General features: G+C 62.7%; 19 protein-coding genes and 5 pseudogenes. 12 read left to right on the forward strand and 12 right to left on the reverse strand.

The window, feature by feature from the left end; genetic code table 11:
• Nucleotides 1-36: 36 nt before the first annotated feature.
• The 4 genes and pseudogenes from LX81_RS16645 to LX81_RS16655 all read right to left on the reverse strand — a co-directional run bounded on the left by LX81_RS16645 (nucleotide 37) and on the right by LX81_RS16655 (nucleotide 4,003).
• Nucleotides 37-1,279: pseudogene (locus tag LX81_RS16645) on the reverse strand (IS3 family transposase).
• A 381-nt stretch (nucleotides 1,280-1,660) separates the two neighbouring features.
• On the reverse strand, nucleotides 1,661-1,864 hold the full coding sequence (locus tag LX81_RS21925) for a hypothetical protein (protein WP_146259458.1): 204 nt from the start codon (nucleotides 1,862-1,864) through the stop codon (nucleotides 1,661-1,663).
• Nucleotides 1,865-1,992: 128 nt separating this feature from the next.
• Entirely contained in the window at nucleotides 1,993-3,132 is a 1,140-nt protein-coding gene (locus LX81_RS16650; protein WP_111538446.1) for a mandelate racemase/muconate lactonizing enzyme family protein, read from the reverse strand.
• A gap of 67 nt (nucleotides 3,133-3,199) precedes the next feature.
• On the reverse strand, nucleotides 3,200-4,003 hold the full coding sequence (locus LX81_RS16655) for a FadR/GntR family transcriptional regulator (protein WP_111538447.1): 804 nt from the start codon (nucleotides 4,001-4,003) through the stop codon (nucleotides 3,200-3,202).
• 184 nt (nucleotides 4,004-4,187) lie between these two features.
• On the opposite strand from LX81_RS16655, the gene LX81_RS16660 reads away from it, so the two are divergent.
• From LX81_RS16660 to ypfJ, 3 genes and pseudogenes are all read left to right on the forward strand, one after another.
• A complete protein-coding gene (locus tag LX81_RS16660; protein WP_234822661.1) occupies nucleotides 4,188-5,165 on the forward strand; it encodes a sialic acid TRAP transporter substrate-binding protein SiaP in 978 nt (325 codons plus the stop codon).
• A gap of 194 nt (nucleotides 5,166-5,359) precedes the next feature.
• A pseudogene (locus LX81_RS16665) lies at nucleotides 5,360-5,704 on the forward strand (integrase core domain-containing protein); the annotation flags it as partial.
• 151 nt (nucleotides 5,705-5,855) lie between these two features.
• The gene (ypfJ, locus tag LX81_RS16670; RefSeq protein ID WP_111538449.1) at nucleotides 5,856-6,710 is read left to right on the forward strand and encodes a KPN_02809 family neutral zinc metallopeptidase; all 855 of its coding nucleotides are present in this window, start codon (nucleotides 5,856-5,858) and stop codon (nucleotides 6,708-6,710) included.
• Nucleotides 6,711-6,782: 72 nt separating this feature from the next.
• On the opposite strand, the pseudogene LX81_RS16675 reads toward ypfJ, so the two are convergent.
• The 5 genes and pseudogenes from LX81_RS16675 to LX81_RS16700 all read right to left on the reverse strand — a co-directional run bounded on the left by LX81_RS16675 (nucleotide 6,783) and on the right by LX81_RS16700 (nucleotide 12,688).
• Nucleotides 6,783-7,233, reverse strand: a pseudogene (locus tag LX81_RS16675) (transposase family protein).
• A gap of 426 nt (nucleotides 7,234-7,659) precedes the next feature.
• Entirely contained in the window at nucleotides 7,660-9,540 is a 1,881-nt protein-coding gene (locus LX81_RS16685) for an adenine deaminase (RefSeq protein ID WP_111538450.1), read from the reverse strand.
• Between the two features lie 89 nt (nucleotides 9,541-9,629).
• Nucleotides 9,630-10,991 (reverse strand): NCS2 family permease, encoded by a 1,362-nt coding sequence (locus LX81_RS16690; RefSeq protein WP_111538451.1) that lies wholly within the window; start codon nucleotides 10,989-10,991, stop codon nucleotides 9,630-9,632.
• 317 nt (nucleotides 10,992-11,308) lie between these two features.
• Nucleotides 11,309-11,740 carry a phasin family protein gene (locus tag LX81_RS16695; RefSeq protein ID WP_170133997.1) on the reverse strand — a complete coding sequence of 144 codons (432 nt, stop codon included), beginning with the start codon at nucleotides 11,738-11,740 and terminating at the stop codon, nucleotides 11,309-11,311.
• Nucleotides 11,741-11,892: 152 nt separating this feature from the next.
• Nucleotides 11,893-12,688, reverse strand: a pseudogene (locus tag LX81_RS16700) (IS5 family transposase).
• Between the two features lie 233 nt (nucleotides 12,689-12,921).
• Between LX81_RS16700 and LX81_RS16705 the strand changes: the two are divergent.
• The 3 genes and pseudogenes from LX81_RS16705 to LX81_RS16710 form a co-directional block, all read left to right on the forward strand.
• Complete coding sequence (locus tag LX81_RS16705; protein WP_111538453.1) at nucleotides 12,922-13,158, forward strand: type II toxin-antitoxin system Phd/YefM family antitoxin; 237 nt, start codon at nucleotides 12,922-12,924, stop codon at nucleotides 13,156-13,158.
• 137 nt (nucleotides 13,159-13,295) lie between these two features.
• On the forward strand, nucleotides 13,296-13,547 hold the full coding sequence (locus tag LX81_RS23355; protein WP_373280292.1) for a PIN domain-containing protein: 252 nt from the start codon (nucleotides 13,296-13,298) through the stop codon (nucleotides 13,545-13,547).
• A 235-nt stretch (nucleotides 13,548-13,782) separates the two neighbouring features.
• Nucleotides 13,783-13,944, forward strand: a pseudogene (locus tag LX81_RS16710) (IS6 family transposase); the annotation flags it as partial.
• Nucleotides 13,945-14,448: 504 nt separating this feature from the next.
• On the opposite strand, the gene LX81_RS16715 reads toward LX81_RS16710, so the two are convergent.
• On the reverse strand, nucleotides 14,449-15,228 hold the full coding sequence (locus LX81_RS16715; protein WP_111538454.1) for a FadR/GntR family transcriptional regulator: 780 nt from the start codon (nucleotides 15,226-15,228) through the stop codon (nucleotides 14,449-14,451).
• A gap of 52 nt (nucleotides 15,229-15,280) precedes the next feature.
• Here LX81_RS16715 and LX81_RS16720 point away from each other — a divergent pair, with 52 nt between their 5' ends.
• Nucleotides 15,281-16,561 carry a CaiB/BaiF CoA transferase family protein gene (locus LX81_RS16720; RefSeq protein WP_272939497.1) on the forward strand — a complete coding sequence of 427 codons (1,281 nt, stop codon included), beginning with the start codon at nucleotides 15,281-15,283 and terminating at the stop codon, nucleotides 16,559-16,561.
• Nucleotides 16,562-16,637: 76 nt separating this feature from the next.
• On the opposite strand, the gene LX81_RS16725 is transcribed toward LX81_RS16720, so the two are convergent.
• On the reverse strand, nucleotides 16,638-18,371 hold the full coding sequence (locus tag LX81_RS16725; protein ID WP_111538456.1) for a hydantoinase B/oxoprolinase family protein: 1,734 nt from the start codon (nucleotides 18,369-18,371) through the stop codon (nucleotides 16,638-16,640).
• Nucleotides 18,371-20,401 (reverse strand): hydantoinase/oxoprolinase family protein, encoded by a 2,031-nt coding sequence (locus LX81_RS16730; protein ID WP_170134000.1) that lies wholly within the window; start codon nucleotides 20,399-20,401, stop codon nucleotides 18,371-18,373. The genes LX81_RS16725 and LX81_RS16730 overlap by 1 nt, the downstream gene beginning before the upstream one ends.
• A 212-nt stretch (nucleotides 20,402-20,613) precedes the next feature.
• On the opposite strand from LX81_RS16730, the gene LX81_RS16735 reads away from it, so the two are divergent.
• From LX81_RS16735 to LX81_RS16755, 5 genes are read left to right on the forward strand one after another with little or no spacing between them, the layout of a single operon-like run.
• Entirely contained in the window at nucleotides 20,614-21,828 is a 1,215-nt protein-coding gene (locus tag LX81_RS16735; RefSeq protein WP_234822663.1) for an acyl-CoA dehydrogenase family protein, read from the forward strand.
• A gap of 4 nt (nucleotides 21,829-21,832) precedes the next feature.
• Nucleotides 21,833-22,606 carry an enoyl-CoA hydratase/isomerase family protein gene (locus LX81_RS16740; RefSeq protein ID WP_111538458.1) on the forward strand — a complete coding sequence of 258 codons (774 nt, stop codon included), beginning with the start codon at nucleotides 21,833-21,835 and terminating at the stop codon, nucleotides 22,604-22,606.
• A 1-nt stretch (nucleotide 22,607) separates the two neighbouring features.
• Nucleotides 22,608-23,801, forward strand: coding sequence for a CaiB/BaiF CoA transferase family protein (locus LX81_RS16745; protein WP_111538459.1), 1,194 nt, complete (start codon nucleotides 22,608-22,610; stop codon nucleotides 23,799-23,801).
• Nucleotides 23,801-24,925, forward strand: a complete 1,125-nt coding sequence (locus tag LX81_RS16750; protein ID WP_111538460.1) for a thiolase family protein — start codon at nucleotides 23,801-23,803, stop codon at nucleotides 24,923-24,925. Before LX81_RS16745 ends, LX81_RS16750 begins: the two co-directional genes overlap by 1 nt.
• Entirely contained in the window at nucleotides 24,922-25,314 is a 393-nt protein-coding gene (locus LX81_RS16755; protein WP_111538461.1) for a Zn-ribbon domain-containing OB-fold protein, read from the forward strand. The genes LX81_RS16750 and LX81_RS16755 overlap by 4 nt, the downstream gene beginning before the upstream one ends.
• Nucleotides 25,315-25,320: the final 6 nt, after the last annotated feature.

Below are 25,320 nucleotides of genomic sequence, written 5' to 3' on the forward strand. Positions count from 1 at the left end.
TCGACATCTTGGTCTTGCCCCTGTTTCACCGGACACTCAGGCGGTTGCGGTTTGAGCGGCGATGAATTCGCGAGGCGAGCGCATTTTCAGCCCTGAGTGCGGGTGGTTTTCGTTGTAGTCGCGCTTCAGCGTCTTCACGAAGGCCTCCGATATTCCGTTGCTCTGCGGGCTCTGGATCGGCGTGAAGCAGGGTTTCAGGCCGAGCTGACGGGTGAAGATCTGCGTGTCTTTCGCGATGTAGGGTGAGCCGTTGTCGGACAGCATCTCGATGACCGAGGACGCGCGGTATGCGCCGAAGCGGCGTTCCACGGCCTCGAGCATGATGTCGCGGATGTCGGAGCCACTGATCCCGGCGTTGACCACGGCACGCCAAGCAATGATCTCGCGGTCGTGGGCGTCGATGATGAAGGCGCCGCGGACGATGTCGCCGTTCCAACAGGTATACTCGAACCCGTCCGAGCAGTGAGCCGGTGAGGCGCCACTGGTTCGAGCCCACCGGCGAACGCAGGTTCGAACGCACGACGATGACCTTGCCGTCGTGGACATGCTCGGGACGCTCCGTGTATTTCCGTGCGAACAGCAGGTTGTGGGCCTTCATGATGCGACAGACCCGCTTGTGATTGACCGGCGCCAAGTCCCGAGCTCGAAGCTGCCGGTTCAGGAGCGCGTCGCCAGTGGTCGCTCGGACCAGTGGCGCAACCACTGGCAACTCCGCCGGTAGCCGTAGGTCGGACGCGCTGCCACCAGCGCCGTGATCATTGGCACCACCGCCGCGTCTTGCGCTTTATGGTAGCGCCGCCGCGGCTTTGTCTCCCCCTTCGACCGGTCGATCAGGTTGGAACGGGCGACACCCAGAGTTTAGGCCACGACCTTAACCGGAAATCGTCCTTCAGCGGCGACCGCGCGAGCAAGGTCAGTTTTTTTGAGCGTGACTTGTCCAGAGCCTCGCGCAGGATTTCGGCCTCCAGCGTCTTGCGGCCGAGCTGGCGTTCGAGTTCGCGGATGCGGTCCTCCATCTGGCGGACGACCTGTCTCGCAGGCTCGACCTGGTGACGTCATCATCCTCGGACACGGCGACACTTCCCCCTTCGAGCATGAGCCGGCGCCAACGATACAGCAGGTTCGGTGCTGCGCTATTGCGGCGCGCAACCACCGAGATGCTGGCACGGTCGTCCAGCGTCTCTTCCACGATCCGCAGCTTCTCAGCCGCGGTCCAGCGGCGCCGACGGCCGCCATCGGTGATAATTTCTATCTCAGACATAAGCACGTGCTCAGGCATATGCCCAAGCCTCCATGGTTATGCCTGAGTGTCCGGTCAAAACGGGGGCCAGTTCAACGGATTACGCCAGTCATTACGGCATGACCGGGCAATTGGAAGAAAATGAGTAGCGCGCCCATCGTAACCGGCTGCCGAGGACCGTCTACCGCGGAGAGGGGTCGAATTTTATGCTCCGTCGTTCCTGGACGTTGACAATGACGTCGTATCGAACAGAGGCAGGGATGCGGCGCAAGGTGATCGTTGGTGCGGAAAGGCGTCGACGGGGGACCCGAGAACAGAAGCGCAGAGTGCCGTCAAAAATCGGCGTCGGCAGAGCGAAATTGACCTTACCCTTGGATTAGTGCCGCGTTGATCCGGAAAATTGCGGTCACCGCACAATGTTCAGCGACAGTACGAAGACAGCAGGTAGGCATGGATCATGTCGTCGCTGCAGACATGCTGGCCACTCCCCCTGCAGCTCAGCGCCGCATCCCACGGCATCTTTGGGTCGAACCAGACAGTCAGCGAGCCATGCTTACGCAGTTCGGCATTTTCAGCGGCCCAGTCAAGTTGCGCTAGCGGATCGAAGTTGGTCGCATCATGCACTCTGGCTGTCTCACTGATTTGCCATTGTGTCTTCCACCAGTACGGGGCTGTGCGACAAGGTCCTGGTAAGCGAGCTGTGCCGCCAGCGCCGGCAAACGGCGGTACCGGTCGCGGGTGTGGCATAGCTACTATCGTGCCTCGCGCGTTGTAGCGTCGGCGAGGGTCGCACGGTCGATCTCGATGCCGAGGCCGGGGCCATCCGGGATCGCGATCATTCCGCCGTGCGGGACGAGCGGCGTCGTCAGCACGGTCTGCTGGAACGGGTGCTCGGTCCGGTCGAACTCCAACATCGGCGCGATGGGGGCGCCGCGCACCGGGTCGGGCGGCATCGCCGCGATGAACTGGAGCGCCGCGGCGATCTGCACCGCCGTTCCCCACACGTGCGGGATCACGCGGATACCGAACAGGCTGGCAAGGTCGTGGATGCGCTTGGCCTCGGTGAAACCGCCGCAGCCGCCCACATCGGGTTGGAGGATGTCGACCGAGCGGCGCCGCAGCGCCTCGTACATGCCCCAGCGGGTGTGCCAGGTCTCGCCGCCGGCGACCGGCAGCGGCTGACCCGCGCGCACCGCGTCGTAGGCATCGAGTTGCTCGGGGACCACCGGCTCCTCGAACCACTTCACACCGTACTCGGCCGCCCTGCGTCCCACATCGAGGCTTTCCAGGACGTCATAAGCGTTGTTGGCGTCGATCATCAGGTCCATGCCGTCGCCCATCACCTCGCGCACGGCGGCGATGACGCGCATGTCCTCCTCCACATCGAAGCCGATCTTGATCTTCGCCGCCTTGAACCCGTCCGACTTGTGGCGCTCCATGTCGAGCGCGTTGTCCTCCACCCGGTCGACGCCTTCGCGTTTGAAGGCGCCGGTCGCGTATGCCTGGACCTCCTCGCGGAAGCGCCCGCCCATGAGGGTGGAGATCGGCACACCGAAGTGCTTGCCCTTGATGTCCCACAGCGCGATGTCAATCCCCGACAGCGCCGTCACCGTCAGCCCACGCTGGCCCTGGTGGCGCAGCGCGCTATAGAGTGTCGACCAGGTCTTCTCGGTTTCAAGCGGATTGCTGCCCGTGAGCCAGCCTGCATACGTCTCCACGATCGCTGCATTCGCCCAGGCCGGGCCGAGGCATTCGCCCCACCCCGTCGTCCCGTCATCGCACACGATCTCTACAAGCGTGTGCGTGCGACGGGAGAACTTCATCGTCGCCGCCTCGTAGGGGACCTCCATCGGGGTATCGAGCACATGCGTGCGGACGAGGTCGATCTTCATCGCGGGTGTTTCCTGTTGCCTGGTGCGGCCGTAGGCCGGCTATCGTTCGTACAAAGTCGTCCCGGCCTCACCGGCCGGGCGTTGCGCGGCTGCGGTCTTCGTCGGCAGACGCCTCCGCGGACGGCGCCGGAGCGCCGGCATGGCTGAGCATGAGCGTGCGGTAGCGCTTCTGGCTCCATAAGAGGTGCGTGCGCATGGCTTGCCGGGCGCCATCCGGATCGCCGTTCATGATCGCTGCAATGATGGCGTCGTGCTCGGCAAGCAGCGTCTGCAAGTCTGGCAGAAGTTCGGAGCCGGGGCCGCGGACCGCCTTGCGCGGCAGCCCCTCGACCCCCATCGCCTCCAGAAAAGCCGCAAAGCGCGGGTTGCCCGAACCCAAGGCCACCGCGTGATGGAAGCCATAATCGGCATCGTTGCTCGGCTCGCCGCGCGCGATGACCGCGCGCAGTGTCTCGTTGGCCTCCATCATGGCGACCTCCTGCGCGGCGGTCCGGCGCAGCGCGGCGAAGGCGGCCGTCTCCACCTCCACTGCCATGCGCAATTCCAGCATCTCCAGGATCGATGAGATGTTCTGCGGGTCGACGGTCGTAAAGTCCAACGCGCGGGCCTTCGCCTCGCACACAAAGGCGCCGGAGCCGCGGCGGGAGACCAGAAGGCCATCGGCTCGCAGCACGGCGAGCGCTTCGCGGATGACGGTGCGGCTGACGCCGAACTGATCCACCAAGCGCACCTCTGCCGGCAGCTTGCCGCCGGTCTTGTACTCGCCGGCGCGGATCGATCGGCGCAGCCCTTCGGCGACCCGTTCCGCGCGGCTTTGCGACCCGGTGTGCAGTGGAGCCGAATTCTCGCCGGGGCGGCGTACCTGTTTCATCTGTCCGTACGTACCCTGTCTCGCCTGATCACCAATGTACCAGACGCACCCTCGCAATACAATTAGTCATACAACTTTACGCAAAGCAGTCGTACTGTTAATGTATAACGGGAATTAGGGCGGGGGAGTCGCTGGAGCCATGCCATCAGCGCGGCCGAGGTCCCGCAGTTTTTGGGAGGATACCTTGCGCACTATCACATCACTTGTGCCCGCGATCGCGATTGCGGCGGGCCTGACCCTTGCCGCGCCCGCACAGGCCAAAACTCTAAAATTCGCGCATACCTACGAGACCAGCGAGCCTTACCACGAGGGCGCGCTTTGGATTGCCGATGAGATTGAGAAGCGCACCGAGGGGCGCTACGACATCGAGGTTTTCCCCGCCTCATCGCTGGGCAAGGAGGTCGACATCAACGAGGGTCTCGGCCTTGGGACCGTCGACATAATCTACACCGGCGCGCTGTTCGTCTCGACGAGTTACGGCCCGCTTGCCATCTCTGATGCGCCCTACATCATGAGAGATTTCGACCACTGGCTTGCTTACCGCGAAAGTGGCCTGCTGAAAGAATTGTCGCAGGGGTATGAGGAGGCCACCGGTAACCACCTCCTCAGCATCGTCTACCACGGGCAGCGCCACATCACGGCGAACCGGCCGATCCTCTCGCCGGAGGACATGAAAGGAATGAAGCTGCGCGTGCCCAATGCACCGCTTTTCCACCTGCTCACCGATCCGCTCGGCGCCAATGCCACTCCGATCTCCTTCGCCGAAGTTTATCTCGCTTTGCAGCAGGGCGTGGTGGAAGGGCAGGAGAACCCGCTCATCACCATCCGCGCCAAGCGCTTTTACGAGGTGCAGAGTGACATCTCGCTGACCGGCCATATCGCCAACACACTCCTCCTCCTGATGAGCGGCAACGCCTGGAACGAGCTCAGCGAGGCGGATCAGGCGATCTTCACCGAAGTCTTCGAAGAGGCCGCAGTGGAAATCACGAAAGATGTACGCGTGCAGGAGGCCGAACTCGTGCAGTGGTTCCGCGACCAGGGCGTGAACGTCCACGAGGTCGATCGTGCGCCCTTCCGTGAAATTGTGCTGCCAGGCCTTACCGGCCCGAATGCGCCGTGGACGCAGGACCAGTTCGACCGTCTTCAGGCGCTCGCGAACTAAGAGCGGGCCTCGTTGTAAGAAGCCTACAGCGTTCGTTCGCGCTACTGGCCCGGTAACCGCGGCCCCTCGCACGAGGAACGGCCCTGAACCACGAGAAGCTCTGTCGGCTCTGCTGGCACGAGAGGCTACTGCGCTCTCTGAGGGCTGCGCAACCAGCTATGGCCTCCGTCAGCACGTCATTCCAAAGCTGTTACGGGACGGAGTTCACCAGCCGGGAATCCTCTGGGAGGCAGATCAGAACGCGGCCCCCTGGCACGACATCGACCCCGTCAAGCCGCAGCAGAACGCCTTCATCGAGTCCTTCAGCAGAAGCCTCTGGGACGAACTGCTAAACTAGGAGATCTTCGATACCCCGGACGATGCCAAGAGCAAGCTGACGCTACGACGATAACGCCGTTAGGCCGCACTCATCGCTTGGAAACCCGACGCCACTCGAAGCGCGCCAAATGCTTCGGCAATTAGAGGGCTCCGAGCCCGGCGCGATCACCCGAAACGACTGGCCCGGCTACCAATCTCGCTTTCGCAGGCTTTCCCTATAACCAACAAACCGGCACCGGGCAGGTCACCTCCGGCAGACCCGGGACGGTCCAATTTCCATCAGCTTCACCGAGGGGTCTCGATTGAGGCAAAGCGCTTGTACCGCCGCATCGCAGGGTTCACGGTACCGCAATATGAGTGGGGTGAGTTGCGATGCAGTGGCGTGGGCGTAGAGGAAGCAGCAATATCGAGGATCGGCGTGGCCGTAGGGGTGGCGCTGCGGCGATCGGCAGCGTGGGGGGGCTCGGCGTTGTCGCCGTGGTCGTGATCGGGTGGTTTCTGGGGGTCGACCTGACGCCGCTTCTTCGAGATCAGGAGATCTCGCTCGGGGGTGGCGGAGAAAGCCAGATCACTCAAGCCGACGAGGAAGCGGCAGAATTCGTCAGCGTCACGCTCGCCGATACGGAGGAAGTCTGGTCCGCGATTTTTTCTGAGCAGGTGGGCGAGGTCTACGAGCCGCCAACCCTGGTGCTCTTCAAGAACGTGACCCAAAGCTCATGCGGCAACGCCTCTGGGGCAACCGGGCCATTTTATTGCCCTGGCGACCGCAAGATCTATCTCGACACCGCCTTTTTCACCACCATGTCCGAACGCCTGGGCGCGGAGGGGGATTTCGCCGCTGCCTACGTAGTAGCTCACGAGGTCGCGCATTACGTGCAAGACGAGTTGGGTATTCTCGGAGAAGCCAATCGGATCCGCTCGCAGGCAAGCCAGATCGACGCGAATGCCATATCCGTCAGGATCGAGCTTCAAGCCGATTGTCTTGCCGGCATCTGGGCGCGCGCCGCTGGCGACCGTTTCGGCTCGCTCGATCAGGGCGACATCGAGGAGGCGATGAACGCTGCCAAGCAGATCGGCGACGACACGCTGCAGCGCCGTGCAGGACGCGTTCCCGCACCGCATACCTTTACCCACGGCACTTCGGAGCAGCGCGCAAAATGGTTCGAAATCGGGTATGGGTCGGGAGAGGTTCCCGCCTGCAATACGTTCAGCGCGGAGCAACTTTAAGCGTTAGGCGAACCGTTGAGTTGGCATTGTCAGGTGTTTGACCGCGACGCGGGAGTAGTCGCTTGGAACCGCTTATGCCGACAGTTCGGTCGTGTAGCCTGCCCAATGGTCGAACGCGTCCCGTCCGGCATGGCGATCGGAATGGGCGGAGAGGCGGTGACGGTGGGGGCGGAAGATGGCGGCGGCCTGGTCGTGGACCGACAGGAACCGCTAGGCCTGTCGCGTCGATCGCCCGCCACAACCAATACTTCATTCCGTCGATCTCGAGGACGACATCGTCGAGGTGCCACGTGTCGGCCGGCCCGGGCCGGTCACGCCATATTTTCTCGGCGATCGGTGTCCCGCATTTCGCCGCCCAAACCCGGATCGTCTCGCAGGAGACGACGACCCCGCGTTCGGCGAGGAGATCCTTGCCGTCGTGCAGGCCGAGGGCGAAGCGGTGATAGGCTCAGACGGCATATCCGATCACGGTTCGCGGGAACCGATGTCCCTTGAGGCAGGAGAGATCGTCGGGGTTCAGCATCCGGAGGGGCTGGCTGGGCGTCGCCGGGCCGTCAGCATGACAATCCCGCGGGATGGGCTTGTCGAACCCCGGGCGCATTCGACGGATGCACGGGCCAAGACAATTCACCTAACGAACCGAGCCCGCGCCCTGCACGCTTCGGCAAAGGCCGCCGCGTGAAAGGTCAACGCGATGGCCCTCGGACACTTCGACGAGGGCAACTGCGATCTCTTCGTGTCCACGATGCGCAGTGCCGTCGAGAAGCTGAAGGCGGGAGAGGCCAGTTAGCGTGAGGGCAACGAAGCGCGCCGCGACTACGATCGTCAGCCCCGATGCCGGGCAGAGAACTATCTGCTCACCCGCGCCTAGTTGGAAGCTGAAACGCGGGCGTGCCTGCGCTCCGGAACGGCCATTCCCCCGCCTTCCCGCACCGGTCGAAATAGGTGCCTACCAGACAATGTCATGCGTCTCGCCGGTGCTCACGTTGACGAAGCCCTGCGGCGCGGCTTCCGTCGGCGCTACGAGGACCCAGCGCCAAGGCGAACATGTCAGCGTTGCGAAGATCAATCGTTCGGGGAAGCCCGGCTCCCACCTTGGTCCGGGCGATTGCTCCCACATCCAGTTTACCTGCTCGGCTTCGGCATAGAGGTTCTGCATTTCTGCATCGAGTTCTTCGGCCGAGCGACAAGACATCAGGCCGCCGATTTCGTAGCGCACGGTTGCCGCAACAGCGCCCTCCCTCACGAGGACCCAACCACCCTGTTGTTCCTTCATCGTGTTCGCTGCGAGGGCCATTGCCTTATCGGACGATCCCACAACCCATAGGTTATGCTTGTCATGGGCTACCGTGCAGGCAAGCGCAGTGTCTTTCGTAGATGGACCGCAACCGCGCCAGAACATCTTGGACGTAAGGCCATTCCCGGAAAAGCGGTCCACCATGGCGAATTTCGTTATGTTCTGGGAATGATCCCGGAGCACTGCGCCATCTTCGACCGGGAGCTCTACGGTCTCGAAGTCGTCCTTCCAGTGGAACGGTCTGAGGATCGCGGCCGTCATCGTCTCGCGACCGGGGAGGGCTGCAATCGCGAAGTCGTCCGCTACGATTTCACGCTCGATCTTGACGGTCTTCACGGCCCAGTCTGGCCATTCGATGCGTGGAACCTCGGGCTTGTAAACCGAACCTTCTGAAATCTGCGTGCCGTCGGCCCATACCTCGGCGATGGAAAGTGATGCGACATCGTCGAGCAGCACCATGTCCGCGTATCGACCGGGCGACACCGATCCGACCCAAGGTGTCAGCCGCATGTGACGTGCAGGATTAATCGTAACACATTGGATGGCTATCTCGGGTGTCAGCCCCGCTTTCATTGCCGTTCGCACGTTGTGATCGGATGCGCCGTACCGAAGCGTGTCCGACGCACTTCGATCGTCGGTCGTAAATGCTATCTGCGACCAGTCTTCCAGACCGATCTTGAAGAGGGCGGAAATGATCTCTTGGGCATTGTAGGGACGGATTTCGACGAAAATGCCCCGACTGAGTTTCGCGATCACCTCTTCGGGTGTCTGGACCTCGTGGTCGGAGGCAAGCCCCGACGCTGCAAATGCACTGATCGAATGAGGATCGCGCAATCCGGCCCCATGGCCTTCGACCACACCGCGATGTTCGAAAGTCGCGCGGATCATTCCCCAGAGGCGATCATGGGAAGGATTGTTCCTGTCGTGGACCGCGGGCCAGTCCATCACCTCGTCGAGACCGGGCACCATCAAAGACTGCTGGAGAAACGACGATTGCTCCTCGTAACCAAAATGTCCGCCACCCCATTCGTATCCAGTAGGTGGTACAGCTGATCCGGGAAGGGGAAAGATCTTCAGTGGCGATCCTTGCAGACGGCTCTCCAACCAGAATTCCAGGTTCCGTTCGCCATTCACATTCGAAAATTCGTGGCTCGCCTCGCATGTCCACGTGTTGCCGCGCGGCAGGACGAGCGCGGCTTCCCATTCCGGCGTCAAATGAGAACTTTCGATATGCTTGTGAACCTCGCCGAACCCCGGGACGGCGGATAGGTACGATCGATCGACGGTCAGGCTGGTCCGACCGGGATAGGTGCCAGCATCTCCTATCCAGGCGATCCGCTTTCCGCGGACGACGACCTCCTGATCCTCCAGCCATCGTCGCGTGTGGACGTCCAGAAGCCGCCCTACGCGGATAGAGACATCGGCCTCTCGTTTTCCCAAGGCGACCTGAGTGAGGTCCTGACGGATTTTTATTTCGTCGAACGCTTCGATGCGAAGATCGGGCGGAATTTCTGTATCTTCGATTTTTGACATTGGGTCAGTCAACTATCCGGTTGGAATTTTGCGGCAGGAACTATCCGGAAAGAACATGTCTTCACGGGTCTCGCAATCGAGGCGTCGTCTCAGATGCCTTGCGACAAGTAGATGAAGATCAGGAAGATGACGTCGAGACCGATCAGCATCGGCGTAACATGTTCCCAGCGTCGGCGCGCGATCACGATCAGCGTGTAGACGAAGCATCCCATCGCGATCCCCATGATGAGGTTGGTCGTGGTGACCGTGATGAGCAGCGTCATGATCGGGGCGATGGCATTTTCCGGTTCCGTGACGTCGAGGTCACGGATGCCCTCCATCATGAGGACACCGACGAGCACCAGCGCGGGCGATGTCGCCTGGGCGGGAATTATCGCGACAAGGGGCCAGAGGAATAGAGACAGACAGAACAGTGCCGCTACCACGATGGCCGTCAGGCCAGTACGGCCGCCAGCTTCTACGCCAGAGGCCGACTCGATGTACGTGGTGACCGTCGACGTACCGAGAGCGGAGCCGACGACGGTGGCGGCTGCGTCTGCCGTGAACGCTGCCCGCGCGTTCGGGATTTCCCCGCCTTCGGTCATCATGTTGCCGCGACGGGTCACACCGATCAGTGTGGCCGTCGAAGAGAAGAAGTCGGAGATGAAGAAGTAGAGAGTGATCGGCAGCAACAGGAAGAAATTCGAGAAGAACTCGTTGAAATTAAAAGCCAGAAAGATGCTGCTCGGAAATATAGGGAAATCCAGGATTCGATCCGGGATCGGGGTCACACTGTTGTCTGTCCCGGACGGCACGAAAAGGCCAATGAGTGTTAGGCCGATGATAGAGACCAGGAAAGCCGCGGGAATCTTCAAGGCGATGAGCACCGGCGTGACGAGAAGTCCGAGGAACGTCAGAAGGACGGCCGGTCGGGACAGGTCTCCGAAACTGACACTGCCGTCACCAACGACGAGAATGCCTCCATTGCGCAGCCCGAGATAGGCAATGAAGAGACCTATACCGCATTGGATGCCGAGCCGGATTGCTTCCGGGAAGCCGCGCACAATCTGCTCCCGAGCCCGCGTCAGTGACAGGATGAGGAAGAGTGTGCCGGAAACGAGCACCATCGTCAGTGCGGTCTGATAGGAGACACCTAGCTGGATCACCACGATCTGGGCGAACACGATGTTGCTGCCCATTCCGGGCGCGAGCGCGACAGGCAGGTTTGCTGTCAGAGCCATCACAAGGCAGCCGAAAATGGCGGCGAGGCCCGTCGTGATGATGAGCTCCTGCCGATCCATCCCTGCAGCAGAGAGGATCGCCGGATTGACGGCCATGATGTAACTCATAGCCCCGAAGGTCGTGAGGCCCGCTATCACCTCGCGCGAAATAGTGGATCCAGACGACGTAAGACCGAAGTACCGATTGAGAACACCGTCCCTGTCGCTCCCAGCCGCGCTTTCGTTGACCATGGAAATCCCGTCCCCTTGAGTGATGGCCCCGGGTTTCGCCGGCGCCGATCCAATTGGACCAGTAGCTCAGTCTATGTTTTCCCTTTAGGGTCCACCTTTGCTGCCGAAAGAGGCAGGAAATTTCCGAAGTGCCCCGATCCCGGCATGAAACCATTCCAGCCGGTCGAGCCGTCCATCCCTCAAAACGAGCAGACCATCGGATCGTAGGATCACAGGCCTATGGATGGCTTATGCACCGAACAGAAACGGCGGGCCCGTCACCAAGCCCGCCGTTCGTCTTTCCGTCGATCGGCCGGTCCGCAGACCGGCTGGTCGGTTCAGGCAGCCTTCTTCGCCGCGGGGCCGGCCTTGTCGGCGGCGCTCTCGGCGTTCGCCGTGGCTTGCTCGGCCATGTCCCGGCCGGCTTCGGAGGCCAGCTCGGCGGAGTTCTTGGCCGTCTCTTGCGTCACGCCGGCAAAGCTCTGCGCCGTGCGCATGAAGAGCTCCATCTGCTTCTGGAAGAATTCGTTGTAGGCTTGACCGTAGGCCGCCGGTTCATCCCGGACCTGGCCAAGCTCGTGCAGGTTCGACAGCGCTTCCTTCGACGTCTCGCTGAAGATCTCGGTCGACCGGGTGCCGGTCTCGACCATCACCTGCGTCAGGCGCTCGTTCGAGTTCGCCATCGTGCGGAAGACGTTCTGGTAGCCCTGCGGGTCGAACAGGCTCTGGATGTCGTTGGCGGCGGATTTGGTGCTTTGCTTCGTGGCCATGTCGGGTCTCCTTCTGGAGTGTCGGTGTGTGTCTCGGGGCATGTCTTGCGCCGTTGACCCATACCTAATGCCGCAGCGCAGCATTTAAACCGGGATACGCTGCACTGCGGCAAGAAAGTTTGTGCCGTGGAGAAGACCAGCGGTAGGCGAGGTCATGTTGACAAATGGCGTAGCCAGAGGCGGATCGACGTGATGTCGACGAAGCCCAGGAAGCTCTCTGCACTCTTGTCGTATTGGGTTGCGACCCGGCGGGCATTCTTCAGTTTGTTGAAACAGCGCTCTATCAGGTTGTGCAGCCGATAGAGCGATCGTTCCACACCAACCCGCATCTTGCGGGATTTCGGCATAGGGATCACCGGTAAGGCATTGCGGTGTTCGACAGCTGTCCGGATGTGATCCGCATCATAGCCCCGATCGGCGAGCAAGACGCTCGGGGCGGGCATGTTGTCGGCCATCACCAGATCGAAGCTGCGGTAATCGGACGTTTGACCCGGCGTGATCTCGGTTCTCATGGGCAGGCAGCTCGGCATCGTCCTCGGACCGATGACGGACAATGCCTCGCCGTTAACGAGGAGGTGGAGCTTGGTCGTGAAACCACCACGAGAACGGCCGAGACCTTGGCGCGGAGTCCCCCTTTTGAGCCTGCTGCCTGATGGTGGGAGCGGATCACCGTACTATCGATCATTTGGAGCGCGTCCGGCACGGCACCGCGGCGGTTCAGCGCTTCCATGATATCCTCCCAGAGGCCGGCCAGCGTCCAGCGCCGAAACTGCCGGTAGACGCTGGACCACTTGCCGAACTCTCACGGCAGGCCGCGCCACGGAGCCCCGGTCCGGGCGATCCAGAAGACGCCATCCAGAACACGCCGGTGATTGCGGGTTTGCGCCCGTTCGAAGCGCGGGCGGCCAGGATGAAGGGCTCAAAAAAAGCCCACTCCTCGTCTGACATCAGGTCTCATGCCAAAATGGTCTCCATCGCAGATACCAGCTTGGATCACGCCTTCCAGTCAGCGTGAATCCCTTCTTTCAACACAGCCTAGGCAACCATCAACGGCGATCTCACAGGATGTAGGGCCTGGCCTTTGTCACCGGAATCGGTCGGTTTCGAGAAAGTCCCGTTAAGTCGCAGCCCCTTGCGGCTATACGGATATAGACTAATGTTAGTCTAGACCGGAGGGGTTCATGCAGTTCAATATCCATGAAGCTAAGACGCAGTTCTCGAAGCTCGTTGCCGCGGTCGAAAAGGGTGAGACCGTTACGATCTGCCGCAACGGGAAACCAGTGATCTCGTGCGTTCCGATCGTCCCGGCAAGTCCGTTTCCCTTCGGAGCCTGGAAATCGGTGCAGGACACCTCCGGTCCATTGCATTACCTCGCCAATCCGACCGATGAGAGCTTGCTGAATGACATGGGGCTCTGATGCTTCTCGATAAGCATGTGCTCGCTTGGTCGATGCTGGCACCTGAGTACCTGTCCCGTGACGCCTACAATGCGCTGGCGTCTGCGACAGAGAGATGTGTAAGCGCAGCAAGTCTCTAAGAGATCACCTACAAGGCGATGCTTGGGAAATGGCCGGAAATTGCCGGGCTACTGTCTTTCAACCTGAATGCACGACTGCAATCTGACGGCTTCGAGGTCATTCCAACCACGGGTGCCATCATGGAATGCGCCGGGCGCTTCGACTGGGCGCACCGCGATCCGTTCGATCGGATCATAGTGGCCACTTCGATACAACGAGCTATGCCTGTTGTGTCGAAGGATGCCACCCTGGACGGGGTACCGGACCGCGGATTCCGTCGGCTCTGGTAGGCCCGTTGCGTGAACCGCCCTGCGCCGCGCGGCGGGCTCGGGATTTCGATGGATCGCCCAAGCCTGGCGCTTGGCTATGCTCGAGCCGCGCGAGAGGCCCGGCCGGGTCAAGTGGCTCGGACGGCACAGGGCATCGTCATGCCGGAGCGGCGATGTGACGTGGCAGCTGATCTTGCAGTGGCACCGTCGACTTAGTGGGCTAGCCGACCTCGCGGCGGCCGGATAGCCTTTGCGGATGACACCCAGGCGCGACGCTTTCTACTCCGCCTACCGCTATCCGGCGGCGGTCATTGCCCATGACGTTTGGTTGTACTCCTGCTTCCCGCTGAGCTTGAGGATAGTCGAGGAAATGCTGGCCGAGCGCGGCATCGTGGTGAATTACGAGACGATCCGCCGATAGGGACGGAAGTTCGGCGGGGCGTACGCCGCCGAGATCCGTCGGCCTGAACAACCTTGCGGAGAGCGGTCACTAGTCGACCCGAACACGGTAGAGGATCATGAAGCGCTTTAAGTCATTTAGACAGGCGCAGCGATTTTTCTCTACCCACGATCATGTCGCCAATCTCTTAACGACGCCCGCAACCGCCACCGCCGATCAACGCCGAGAAACGAAGCGACAAGCTCACGTCGTCTGGAAGAATATTGCGCGGGTTCCTGTCGCCTGACCCATCGACCCAAAGCGCCCACCTTACGTTGAGAGCGAAAGTTGACGGTGCCAAACTGCTGCTTCCACCGCGCACTCATCCCGCCTTCGTCTAAGCTTGGTCCCGGTGGCATCGAGAGCACCAAGCCCCCGCCGCAATCAACTGTCGAGGGACACTGCTCAATGCGCAACTGTAGTACTAGGCTTGCCGTTACTGATGACGATGACCTTGGCCCCGACCCATTCAACTCACCGTAATCATGGGGTCTGATGCTCTTCGGAGGCGGGAGGTTCACTACGTCGCGAGGGATCTCCATGTCTCGCGGAGACCGTGTTGATATATGCGGTCAGATGCCGCTCCATGCGCTTCCGGGCCAGAGGTTCGTTGCGTGCCCGGACCGCTTCGAGGATCGCTTCGTGCGCGGTCTTGGCGGCCTTTCGCATCTCCGCGGTCGTTGCTTGCTGATAGCCGGACGTCTCGAAGATCGGGTCGGATATCGCTTCCATCAAAGTGTACAAGAGGTCGTTGTGGCTGGCGGCGGCGATGGCGAGATGCCAGTCGAGATTGAGGCGCTTGTAGTGGCTGATATCCTCTTCCGCTAGGAAGGCCGCATGAATCTCCTCTATATGCGCAAGGTCCGCCTCCGTACGGTTCGCTGCGGTGCGGCCCGCGAGGAACGGCTCCACGGCAAGGCGGCAGTCGAAGAGGGAGGCCAGGTCGATCTCCCGGCTGCGGACGTAGAGTTGCAGCGGCCGTGCCACGGCGTCGCGCCCGACCTGCCGCACTGTCGATCCACCCGCCCGTCCCGGTCGGGTCGTGATGAGTCCCTCGACCTCGAGAAGCCTCAACGCATCGCGCACGGAGGTGCGGCTGATGCCCGAACTATGAACCAGGTCGCGTTCCGCCGGTAGCAGTTCGCCGGGCTGGTACTGCCCGTTCAGGATCAGGGAGCGAAGCTGTTCGGCGAGGATGTCGGAGGCTTTCGGCACGTTGATATGCGTGATGCGTGCCGGGTCCGATCGTGAACTTTTCGTCATACCGGTTATTGCACTTTCTGATGGAGGGACGCTCGAATATATAAAGATCGAAATGTCGGACCAAAACACGAATCCTCCATTCCAGTCTTTTCCACTCCACATTCCGCGGCCGAAGGATGCGCCGCTGCCTCTGGCCGGCGTGCGTGTCGCGGATTTCACGCGGTACATGGCTGGGCCCTACTGTACGCAGACCTTATGCGATCTCGGGGCGGAGGTGATCAAGATCGAGGCAGTGGAGGGTGGTGACGAGACCCGAACCTTCATACCCCCGGAAATAGATGGCGAAAGCCCGTACTTTCTCGGTTTGAACCGTGGAAAACGGAGCGTTGCGCTCAATCTCGCAAGCGAGGGCGGGCGCAGGGTCGCGCGCGATATCGTCGCGGCCTGCGACATCGTGGTCGAGAACTTCTCGCCCGGCGTGATGGAGCGGCTCGGACTGTCGGAGCCCGACCTGCGGAAGGTTCGCCCGGACATCATTTACTGCGCCATCAGCGGGTACGGGTCCGGGACGAGCCATGCGGATCAGCCGGGCTTCGATTCCGTCTTCCAGGCAGAGACGGGTTTCATGTCGATGACGGGCGCGTCCAATGGCCCGCCGATGCGGACAGGTTCGCCAATCATAGACATCGCAAGTGCCATGCAGGCCACGACGGCGATCCTCGCCGCGCTGGTTGCGCGACACGTCCATGGTGACGGTCAGCGGGTCGAAGTCTCAATGTTCGATACCGGTCTCGCGATCCTGGGCTACCAATCGATGAACTACCTCTCTGGCGGCGGTGATCCCGTTCGTCAGGGCAACGAGGCGGCGGTCGCGACGCCGATCGGGTTGTTCGACACGGCGGATGGCGGCCAGCTTTATGTAAGCTGCGGCTCGCAGCGGTCTTGGATCGCGCTCGCGAAACATGTGCTTGAGCGACCGGACCTCGTTGAGGATCCCCGCTTCTCGGACAATCGGAGGCGGAACGAGAACCGCTTGGATCTGACGGAGATCATGGAGCGCATTTTCTCCGGCGCACCGCGCGATCATTGGATTGGCAAGGCGCGGGCGGGCCGCGTTCCGATTGGGGCCGTCCGCACGGTGGGCGAGGCTATGGAGGCGACGCTGACCCGCGAACGGGGACTAGTTTCCCGTATTGAAGACGCCTCCGGACGTCAGGTGCCGAACATCGGCTCGCCCCTCCGGTTCGATCGCACGCCGGTCGCCGATCCGCAGCCGGCGCCGCGGCTGGGGGCCGACACGGAACCGGTGCTCCGCACGTGGCTCGGCTATGACGATGCGTGTATGGAGAAGGCGAGGCGGGACGGCGCCTTCTCACCGAGGAAGCCGAAGTGATCGCGGGGACGTTACCGCGTTCTCAGCGAGAAATGACCTTGGGCTTGGACACACACGCTGTCGCGCATCCTTAGCCTCAATCGCTCGCGCGCAGCGTCTCTGTCGCGCCCGTGTCGATCCGGAGTGGACGATCCGCCGTTTCGCGAATGACGACCTTGTAGGTATCGCGCGCGGCCTCGATCGTGATGTAGCCCATCTCCACGTCCTCGAGCACCGTGTCGGGCGCGCGCTCTGTCGGATCGCCGAAACCGCCGCCGCCGGGGGTCTGCGCGTAGACCCAATCGTCCGGCGAGAGAACCGTCTTCTGTACCTTGGACCGCATCGGCGGCCTTTCTTCCCGGCCGTCCGCCTTGATGACGAGCCGGCTCGGCGCGGCTGCATGGCCGCCGGCGATACCGAAGGGCGGGTGGTCCTGACGATCGCCAAGGACGGAGATCGTCATCTCGGAGAGGGTACGGATGCGGTACTGCGTCCCGCAGCCGCCACGAAACGTACCGGCGCCGCCGGAATTCTCACGAAGGGCATACTCGTCGAACTGCAGGGGATAGCGGTGTTCCGATGCCTCGATTGACATGAAATTCGCCATCGAGACCGGCGGGGTCCCGTTCACAAGCCCGTCGCCCCCCGAATAGCCGCCATAGCCGCCGGGATAGGGAAAGACCGCGACGAAGTAATCCCCGGTATCGGGTTGCCTGCCGCCGGCAGTGATGACGCCGACGGTTCCGAAGGCGGGCGCGGGCACGCGGTCGGGGATCGCGAGAGAAAGCGCACCGATCACCACGTCGAAGACGCGCCCGATCGGCTCGAGATAACCCGAGACGGGCGAGGGATAGGACGCGGCGACGACGGAGCCCTCCGGGATGTCGAAGGCCGTCGGTCTGAATGCGCCTCCATTGACCGGCACTTCGGCGAAGATGTGCTTGAGCGCGATGAAGCAGGTGGATTGCGTGGTCGATCGCGCAAGGTTCAGCGGGCCCCGCGCCGCCGGATCGCTCCCCGTGAAATCGAAGTGCAGATTGTCGCCTCGGACGGTCAGCTTCAATGCGACGCGGATCGGTGCATCGACGATGCCATCGTTGTCCATGAAATCTTCGTATTCGTAGACCCCGTCCGGTATCTCCTCGATATAGGAGCGCATCTGCCGTTCGGACCGGTCGTTCAGGGCGGCAATGCAGTCCGACAACGTCTCCCGCCCGTAGCGCGCGACGAGGGCGTCGAGGCCACGCTGTCCGACGTGGAAAACGTTCGCCATCGCGAACATGTCGCCCCTGATCTGGTCGGGGAGCCTGACATTGCCGGTGAACATCGAGACGAGGCCGTCGTTCAGCCTCCCGGCCTCGTAGAGTTTGCAGGGCGGTATGAGGATGCCTTCGGTATGGATGTCCTGCGCCGCCGGTGCCCAGCCTCCAGGGACGCTGCCACCGATATCCATCCAGTGACCGGTGCTCGCGAGAAGGGCGAAGAGCTCCTCGTCGACGAAATGGGGGGCGACGAGCACGACGTCCTGCAGATGCGTGCCGCTGAGATAGGGGTCGTTCAGGATCCACACGTCGCCGGGCGAAAAGCCGCCGTGGGCCCTAACGTGCTCGACCAGGTTCTGGACCGTGAACTGCATGTTCGCAAGAAAGACCGGCAGCCCGAACCGGCCCTGCGCGACGGTTTCACCGGTATCTGGAAGGAAGATACCGTGGGCGCAGTCGTTCGTCTCGGAGATGATCGGCGAAAGGGCGGCGTGGATCAGGTGCTGATCCATCTCGTCGGCGATCTGTTCGAGGGCGCCGCGGACGACGGCAAGGGTGACGGGATCCATTAGGCGATCTCCACGAGGATGTTGTCGTAGGCGTCGACCCTGCCGATCATGCCGGGCTCGATGACGATCGTCGTGTCTGCCTGCTCGACGATGCAGGGCCCATGCACGACGACCCCGGGCTCGAACGTTTCACGGTCGTAGATCGCGCTGTCGTGCCAGCCGCCGAAATAGACGGGGCGATGTCCCGCCGGCTCCAGCGCCGACTTCTCGGCCGGAGCCGGCAGGTCGCGATGATCGCGGTTCCGCTGTCCCTCGACCACCGTCCGAAGGCTCACGATGGCGGTCGGAATGCCGTCGAGCAGGTTTCCGAACTCGGATCGGTAAGCTTTCGCGAAGGCCGCATCGACTTTCTCAGGCCCCCAACCGCGTTCGACAGGAACGCGGAGGGTATGGATCTGCCCCTTATAGGCCATCTCCGCGAAATGCCGAACGAGCACGCTGCGCACGGTTACGCCGCTCTCCTCGAGTTGTCCGCGTCCTTCTGCTTCCTGGGCATCGAGATGGGCAGCGAGCGCGTCGGCTGTGATCTCCTGCGTCGGCCGGGCGAGGGTGCGCGAGATGTCGTAGCGAAGATCGGCCACGACGCATCCCATTGCGCAGAGCACGCCCGGCGCGGGCGGGACGATCATCGTCTTGATCCCGACCTCGCGGATTATGGCGGCACCATGCAGCGGGCCCGCGCCGCCGAAGATGACGAGCGCGAAGTCCCGGGGATCGTATCCACGCTCGATCGACAGGAGGCGCGTCCGGCCAGCCATGTTCTGATTGACGACGGTCAGGATCGCCTCCGCCGTTTCCTCAACGCCCAAACCGAGCTTTTCACCAAGCGATCCGATCGCCGCCCGCGCCGCCTCAACGTCGAGGCGATCGAGATTGGTGAGCCCGATCGGATCTTCCGCGTTGATACGCGACAGGACGACGTTTGCATCGGTTACCGTCGGCTCCGTCCCTCCATGCCCGAAGCAGGCAGGTCCGGGACGGGCGCGTGCGGATCGTGGGCCGACCACTAGCAGCCCGGCTCGGTCGATCGACGCGATCGACCCGCCGCCCGCGCCGATCGTGTGGACGTTGATCATCGAGACGCGCAGCGGCATCCGGAAATCGAGATTGGTGCTTGGCGTGATCTCCGGCTCGCCGTCGATCACCACGGCGACGTCGAAGCTCGTCCCGCCCATATCGCCCGTGATCGCGCGGTCGAAGCCCGCCTCGGCCGCGATCCGGGCGGCGGCCGTCACGCCCGCCGCAGGTCCCGAACGAACGATATGCGCGGCCTTGTCGCCGAGCCGTTCGGCCGGCGTGAGCCCGCCATTCGACTGCATCACCAGCGTGCGGCGATCGAAACCCCATTTTTCGAGACGTTCCAGCAGGCGGGACGCATACTGCTTGATCAGGGGCTGCAGGAAGGCCTGGATCGCGGCGGTGCTGGTGCGTTCGAACTCGTAGTATTCCCGGTTGATGGCCGAGGAAACGACGATCTCCCAGTCTGGATTGACCTCCCTGAGGATACGCGCCGTTTCCTCCTCGTGGCCGGCATTCGCGTAGGAATGGAGATAGGAGACGACGACGGCTTCAATGTTCAGCTTTTTGAGGTGCTTGGCGAGACGCCGGACCTCTTCCCCATCTACGGCCTTTTGAACCTCGCCTCGATGAGTCATTCGCTCGCCGATCTCGAAGCGCAGGTTCCGGGCAATCAGCGGGTTCTGTTTGTCCGTCAGCCCGTAAAAGTGCGGCCGATCGCGGCGGCCGAGTTCGAGGACGTCGCGAAATCCTTTCGTCGTCACCAGGGCGCAACGTGCGCCCACCCTCTCGATCACGGCATTGGTCGCGATCGTGGTGCCATGTAGGATAAGTCCCAGTGCCTCCTTGCGGACACCTGTCTCGTGCAGGCGGTCCAGCGCGTCGAGCAAACCTTCGGACGGATCGTGCGGGGTCGATGGCACCTTGAGGATCCGGTGCGGATTGATGCCGTCCTCCGAATAGAAAAGGTCGGTGAAGGTGCCGCCCACGTCAATTCCAACCACATCCGCCACAGACACCTCCCTCGATCGCCAGGGCGGCACTGCCGTCAGCCCGACCATCTGGCCGCACCCACCATCAAAGACGAACCGCACGCGGTCAAGAGGTTTGGTCCAATATTTAGATCTATCTTTGGTACGATGATATGTTGACTCCGGCGGGGTTCATGCCGGACAGTTACAGAGCGCGCAGGTTTGGTTGACGGGAAGAGGAGGAGCTTTCGGGCATGGATCAGCAGATGGAAGCAGACGCGGATCGCGCGCTCGGAGCCTGGGAGATGCCCGAGGAGTTCGAAATGCTCCGCACGACCGCGCGGCGCTTCATGAAGGACGAAGTATTGCCGCGCGAAGAGCGGCTGGAGCACGATGCCTACGCCTTTCCCGACGGCGAACTCTCCGAACTGCAGCGCCGGGCGCGGGAGATCGGATTGTGGTGCGTGCAGACGCCGGCGGAATATGGTGGGGCGGGGCTGAACCTTCTTGCGCAATGCGTCGTGGCCGAGGAATCCTCCCAATGCCGGATGGGCGCCTATATCCCGGCGGGCGGCGCGTTCGGCTTCGATCCCCCGAACGTGATCTTCAAGGGCACGTCAGACCAGATCGAGAAATACGCGCGACCAATCATCGAGGGCGGCGGCAAGACGTTCGTGGCGATCTCGGAGCCGTCGGGCGGTTCCGATCCCGCGCGATCGATCCAGACGCGCGCGGTCAGGGACGGGAACCACTACGTGCTCAACGGCACGAAGGTCTGGATCTCGGGCGCCAGCCAGGCCGAATGGGGCATCGTCTACGCGCGGACCGGTTCGGAGAAGGCGCGCGGCAACATCACCGCCTTCATCGTCGAGCGGGACACGCCCGGCCTCACGCAGACCCGGATCCCGGTCATCCGCTCCTATTCGCCCTATGAATTGACCTTCGAGGATGTGCGCGTCCCGATCGAGAACCGGCTGGGAGAGGAGGGTGAGGGCTTCAAGCTGGCCGAGGAGTGGCTGGTCCACGGCCGTGTCCCCTACGCAGCCGCGACGCTGGGGATCGCGGAGGCGTCCCTGCGGATGGCCATCGAATGGGCGAAGGACCGCTATCTTTTCAAGTCCGCCTTGGCCGAGAAGCAGGCGGTCCAGTGGATGATCGCCGATTCCGAGATCGAATTGCGCGCCGCGAAACTGATGGTCTACCAGGCCGCCTGGCGGGCCGATCTCGGCCGGGACATCAAGGTCGACGCGTCGATGGCGAAGGTGCTGGCGACCGAAACGGCAGGACGGATCGTGGATCGCTGCATTCAGATCCACGGCGGCATGGGCGTGGCCTGCGAAATGCCGCTCGAACGCTGGTACCGCGAGATGCGGATCAAGCGGATCGGCGAAGGGCCGTCGGAGGTCCACCGCATGGTCGTCGCGCGCGACATCCTCGGCAGTCCCAACCGCCGCTCGAGCGCGGCGTGACGCCATGTCCATCGATTTCGAACTGACGGACGGCATCGCGACGATCACAATCAACCGCCCAGAGCGGATGAACGCGATGGATGCCGAGCATTATTCGGGCCTTTCTGACGCCTGGAAGCGGGTACGTGACGACGACGACATCCGCGTCGCGATCGTGACCGGGGCGGGCGAGAAATCTTTCACGGCCGGGGCGGACATCAAGAGTTTCATCGGCAAGCCGCCCGGTATCGAGGAGATGTGGCTGACGCAGAAGGACCAGCTTCTGAACCGCGGCCTCGAACTCTGGAAGCCCGTGATATCCGCGGTGAACGGGTATTGTCTCGGCGGGGGCATGACGCTGCTTCTGGCCACCGACATCCGCCTCGCCGCGCCACATGCCACGTTCTCGCTCGCGGAAGTGAAGCGGGGCGTGATCGCGGGCAACGGAGGGACGCAGAGGATCCTGTCGCAGGTTCCCTACGCGATTGGGATGGAGCTTCTGCTTACCGGCGACGGGATCGATGCCGAGACCGCGGCACGGTGGGGTCTCGTCAACCGGATCGTCGCGGCGGACGAGCTGATGGAGGCCGCCCGGGAGGTCGCGAAAAAGATCGCGGCCAATGCTCCGCTCGCGACGCAGGCGGCCAAGGAACTGGCGATCCGGTCGCGCGACATGCCGCTATCCACCGGTCTGCGTGTCGAGCAGATGTGGAACCGCATGCTGCAATTCTCCGACGACGCGCGGGAAGGCCCGGCGGCCTTCGCCGAAAAGCGCCCGCCCGAATTCAGGGGGCGCTGAGATGTCCCAGAAGCTCCCCCTGACCGGCATCACGGTGATCGATTTCGGGCAGATCTACAACGGACCCTATGCCAGTTTCCTTATGGCGATGGCAGGGGCGCGGGTCATAAAGATCGAACCGCCCCAAGGAGAGAACATGCGCCGTCGCGGCGCGGTCGGCGGGGCAATGATCCCCTTCGCGATGCTGAATTCGAACAAGGAATTCGTGACGCTCAACCTCAAGACGGAGGAGGGTCTGTCACTGGCACGGCAGATGATCGCGCGCGCCGATGTGGTCCTGGAGAACTTTGCGCCGGGCGTGATGGAGCGGTTGGGGCTAGGCCACGAATTGCTTCTAAGCCTCAATCCGAAGCTGATCTACGCCGCCGGAACGGGGTACGGTTGGTCGGGGCCGTATCGCGACTTTCCGGCGATGGACCTGACCGTGCAGGCCATGTCGGGGATCATGTCGACGACGGGCTTTCCGGATCGTCCGCCGGTGAAGGCCGGACCCGCGGTCGCCGACTTCTTCGGTGGCGTCCACCTCTACGGCGCGGTGGTGACCGCGCTCTACGAGAGGGAGCAGACCGGGCGGGGCCGCCGGGTCGAGGTCTCGATGCTCGATTCCGTCTATGCGTCGCTCGCTTCCGCGCTCGGGCTCTATTTCGGCGGGAAGGACGTCCCGAGCCGGACCGGGAACCGCCATTCCGGCATGGCCGAGGCACCTTACAACGTCTATCCTGCGAAGGACGGGTATCTCGCCCTCATCTGCGTAAGCGAACGTCACTGGACCTCCCTTCTTTCCGCCCTCGGCCGCGAGGATCTGAACGAGGATCCGCGCCTGGGGAGCCTAGCCGCGCGCGTAGAGAATATAGAATTCGTCGATGAGACGATTGCGGCCTTCACGCAGCAATTCACCCGTGCGGAACTCTACGAGCGATTGAAAGCGCATCGCGTTCCCTGCGCGCCGGTTCGCGATCTCGACGAGGTGGTCCATGATCCGCACCTGCACGAACGCGGCATGTTGCGCCATGTGCATCATCCCTTGCTGGGCGATCTGGTCCTTCCCGCCTCGCCCATGCGCTACGACGGAGAGGCAATCGAGGACTTGCGGCCATCGAAGTCGCTCGGTGCCGACAACGAATATGTCTACCGCGACTGGCTCGGATTGTCGCAGGACGAATTTGCAGCCTACGGCTCGAAGGGGGTGTTCTGATGGCATCGCGAGCGGTCATCGCGGGAATCGGCCAGACGGCGTTTGGCCGGCTGCCCGGACGGACGACGGAATCCCTCAACATCGAGGCCTGCCGCAAGGCACTCGAGGATGCCGCAATCGAGAAGGACCGCGTGGACGGCCTCCTCGTCAAGGTTCCGACCTCCCGTGTCGAGATGATGTACGGCCAGAAACTCGCGGAGGCGATGGGGATGCAGCCGCGGTTCGGCGGCGTCTTCGATCAGGGCGGCGCATCCAACATCAGCATGATCGGGATCGCGGCGATGGCGATCGAGGCGGGGCAATGTGAGATCGCGCTGGTCTCGCTGGCCGACAATCCCAAGACCGGAAGTCGGGCGGCCTACGAGAAGCCGTGGGGGGATGCCGCCGATCTGGGCTGGTCGAGCGTCGTTGCGGGCTACGCACTGATCGCGCGGCGCTACCTGCACGAGTTTCCCAACGCCGAGGAGCTTTTCCGGGACATTGCGATCGCGGCCCGGGCGCATGGTGCGGAAAATCCGAACGCGCAGCTCCGAAAGCCGCTCGACACGGCGACGTACGAGGCGGCCAACTGGATCGTCGAACCGTTGCGCCGGGACGATTGCTGTCTCATCTCCGACGGTGCCGCGGCCGTCGTCGTCATGTCGGAGGCGAGGGCGAAGGAGTTGGACGTTCGCGCGCCGGTTCCGGTGCTCGGTATCGGGCAGGGCAACTCCTCCTCGGACGTGACGCTGCGGGCGGATCTGACGAAGACGCGTGCCGACGTATCGGCCGCCACGGCCTTCGCGATGGCAGGTCTCGAACCGCGCGACATGGATTGCGCGCAGATCTACGACTGCTTCACCGTGACCGTCGCGATGACGCTTGAAGCTTACGGTTTCGGCTCGTTCGACGCACTCCACGAACTAGGCCGGGCCGGGGGGTTCGGCGTATCGGGCGATCTGCCGATCAACACGTCGGGCGGCCTTCTCAGCGAGACGGGGATGCCCGGAATGCAGCTCGTCCTCGAAGGGGTGCGGCAAATGCGCGGGGACTCCGTGAACCAGGTGGAAAACGCGCGCAAGTGCGTCGTGAGCAATCAGGGAGGGATCATGCATACGCATTCGACACTGATCCTGGGCCAATGACCGATACGCCCGCCATGTCCCCGACAGAGACGTATCGCGCGAACCTCGCCGAGCGGAGGCTGACGTTCCAGTCCTGCCGTGCCTGTGGGCAGACCTGGATGCCGGCGCGGTCCGAATGTCCGAACTGCCTCTCCCCCGAATTCGAATGGTGCGAGGCGGGAGGGCGGGCGACGATCGTCAGTTGGGTCGTCTTCCACGTGGCCTTCGATCCGCGCTACGAGGATCGCCTTCCCTACAACGTTGCGCTCGTCGACCTGGAGGAGGGCGCGCGCATGGTCACGAACATCATCGATCTCCCGGATGGGGAGGATGTCATCGGCAGAACGGTCACGCTGGAATTCGAGCACGATCTCGAACGGGAATTGCCGCGGTTCCGGCTCGCCGACTGACCGCGC

The organism is Palleronia aestuarii (genome assembly GCF_003253995.1).
Classification (GTDB): Bacteria; Pseudomonadota; Alphaproteobacteria; order Rhodobacterales; family Rhodobacteraceae; genus Palleronia; species Palleronia aestuarii.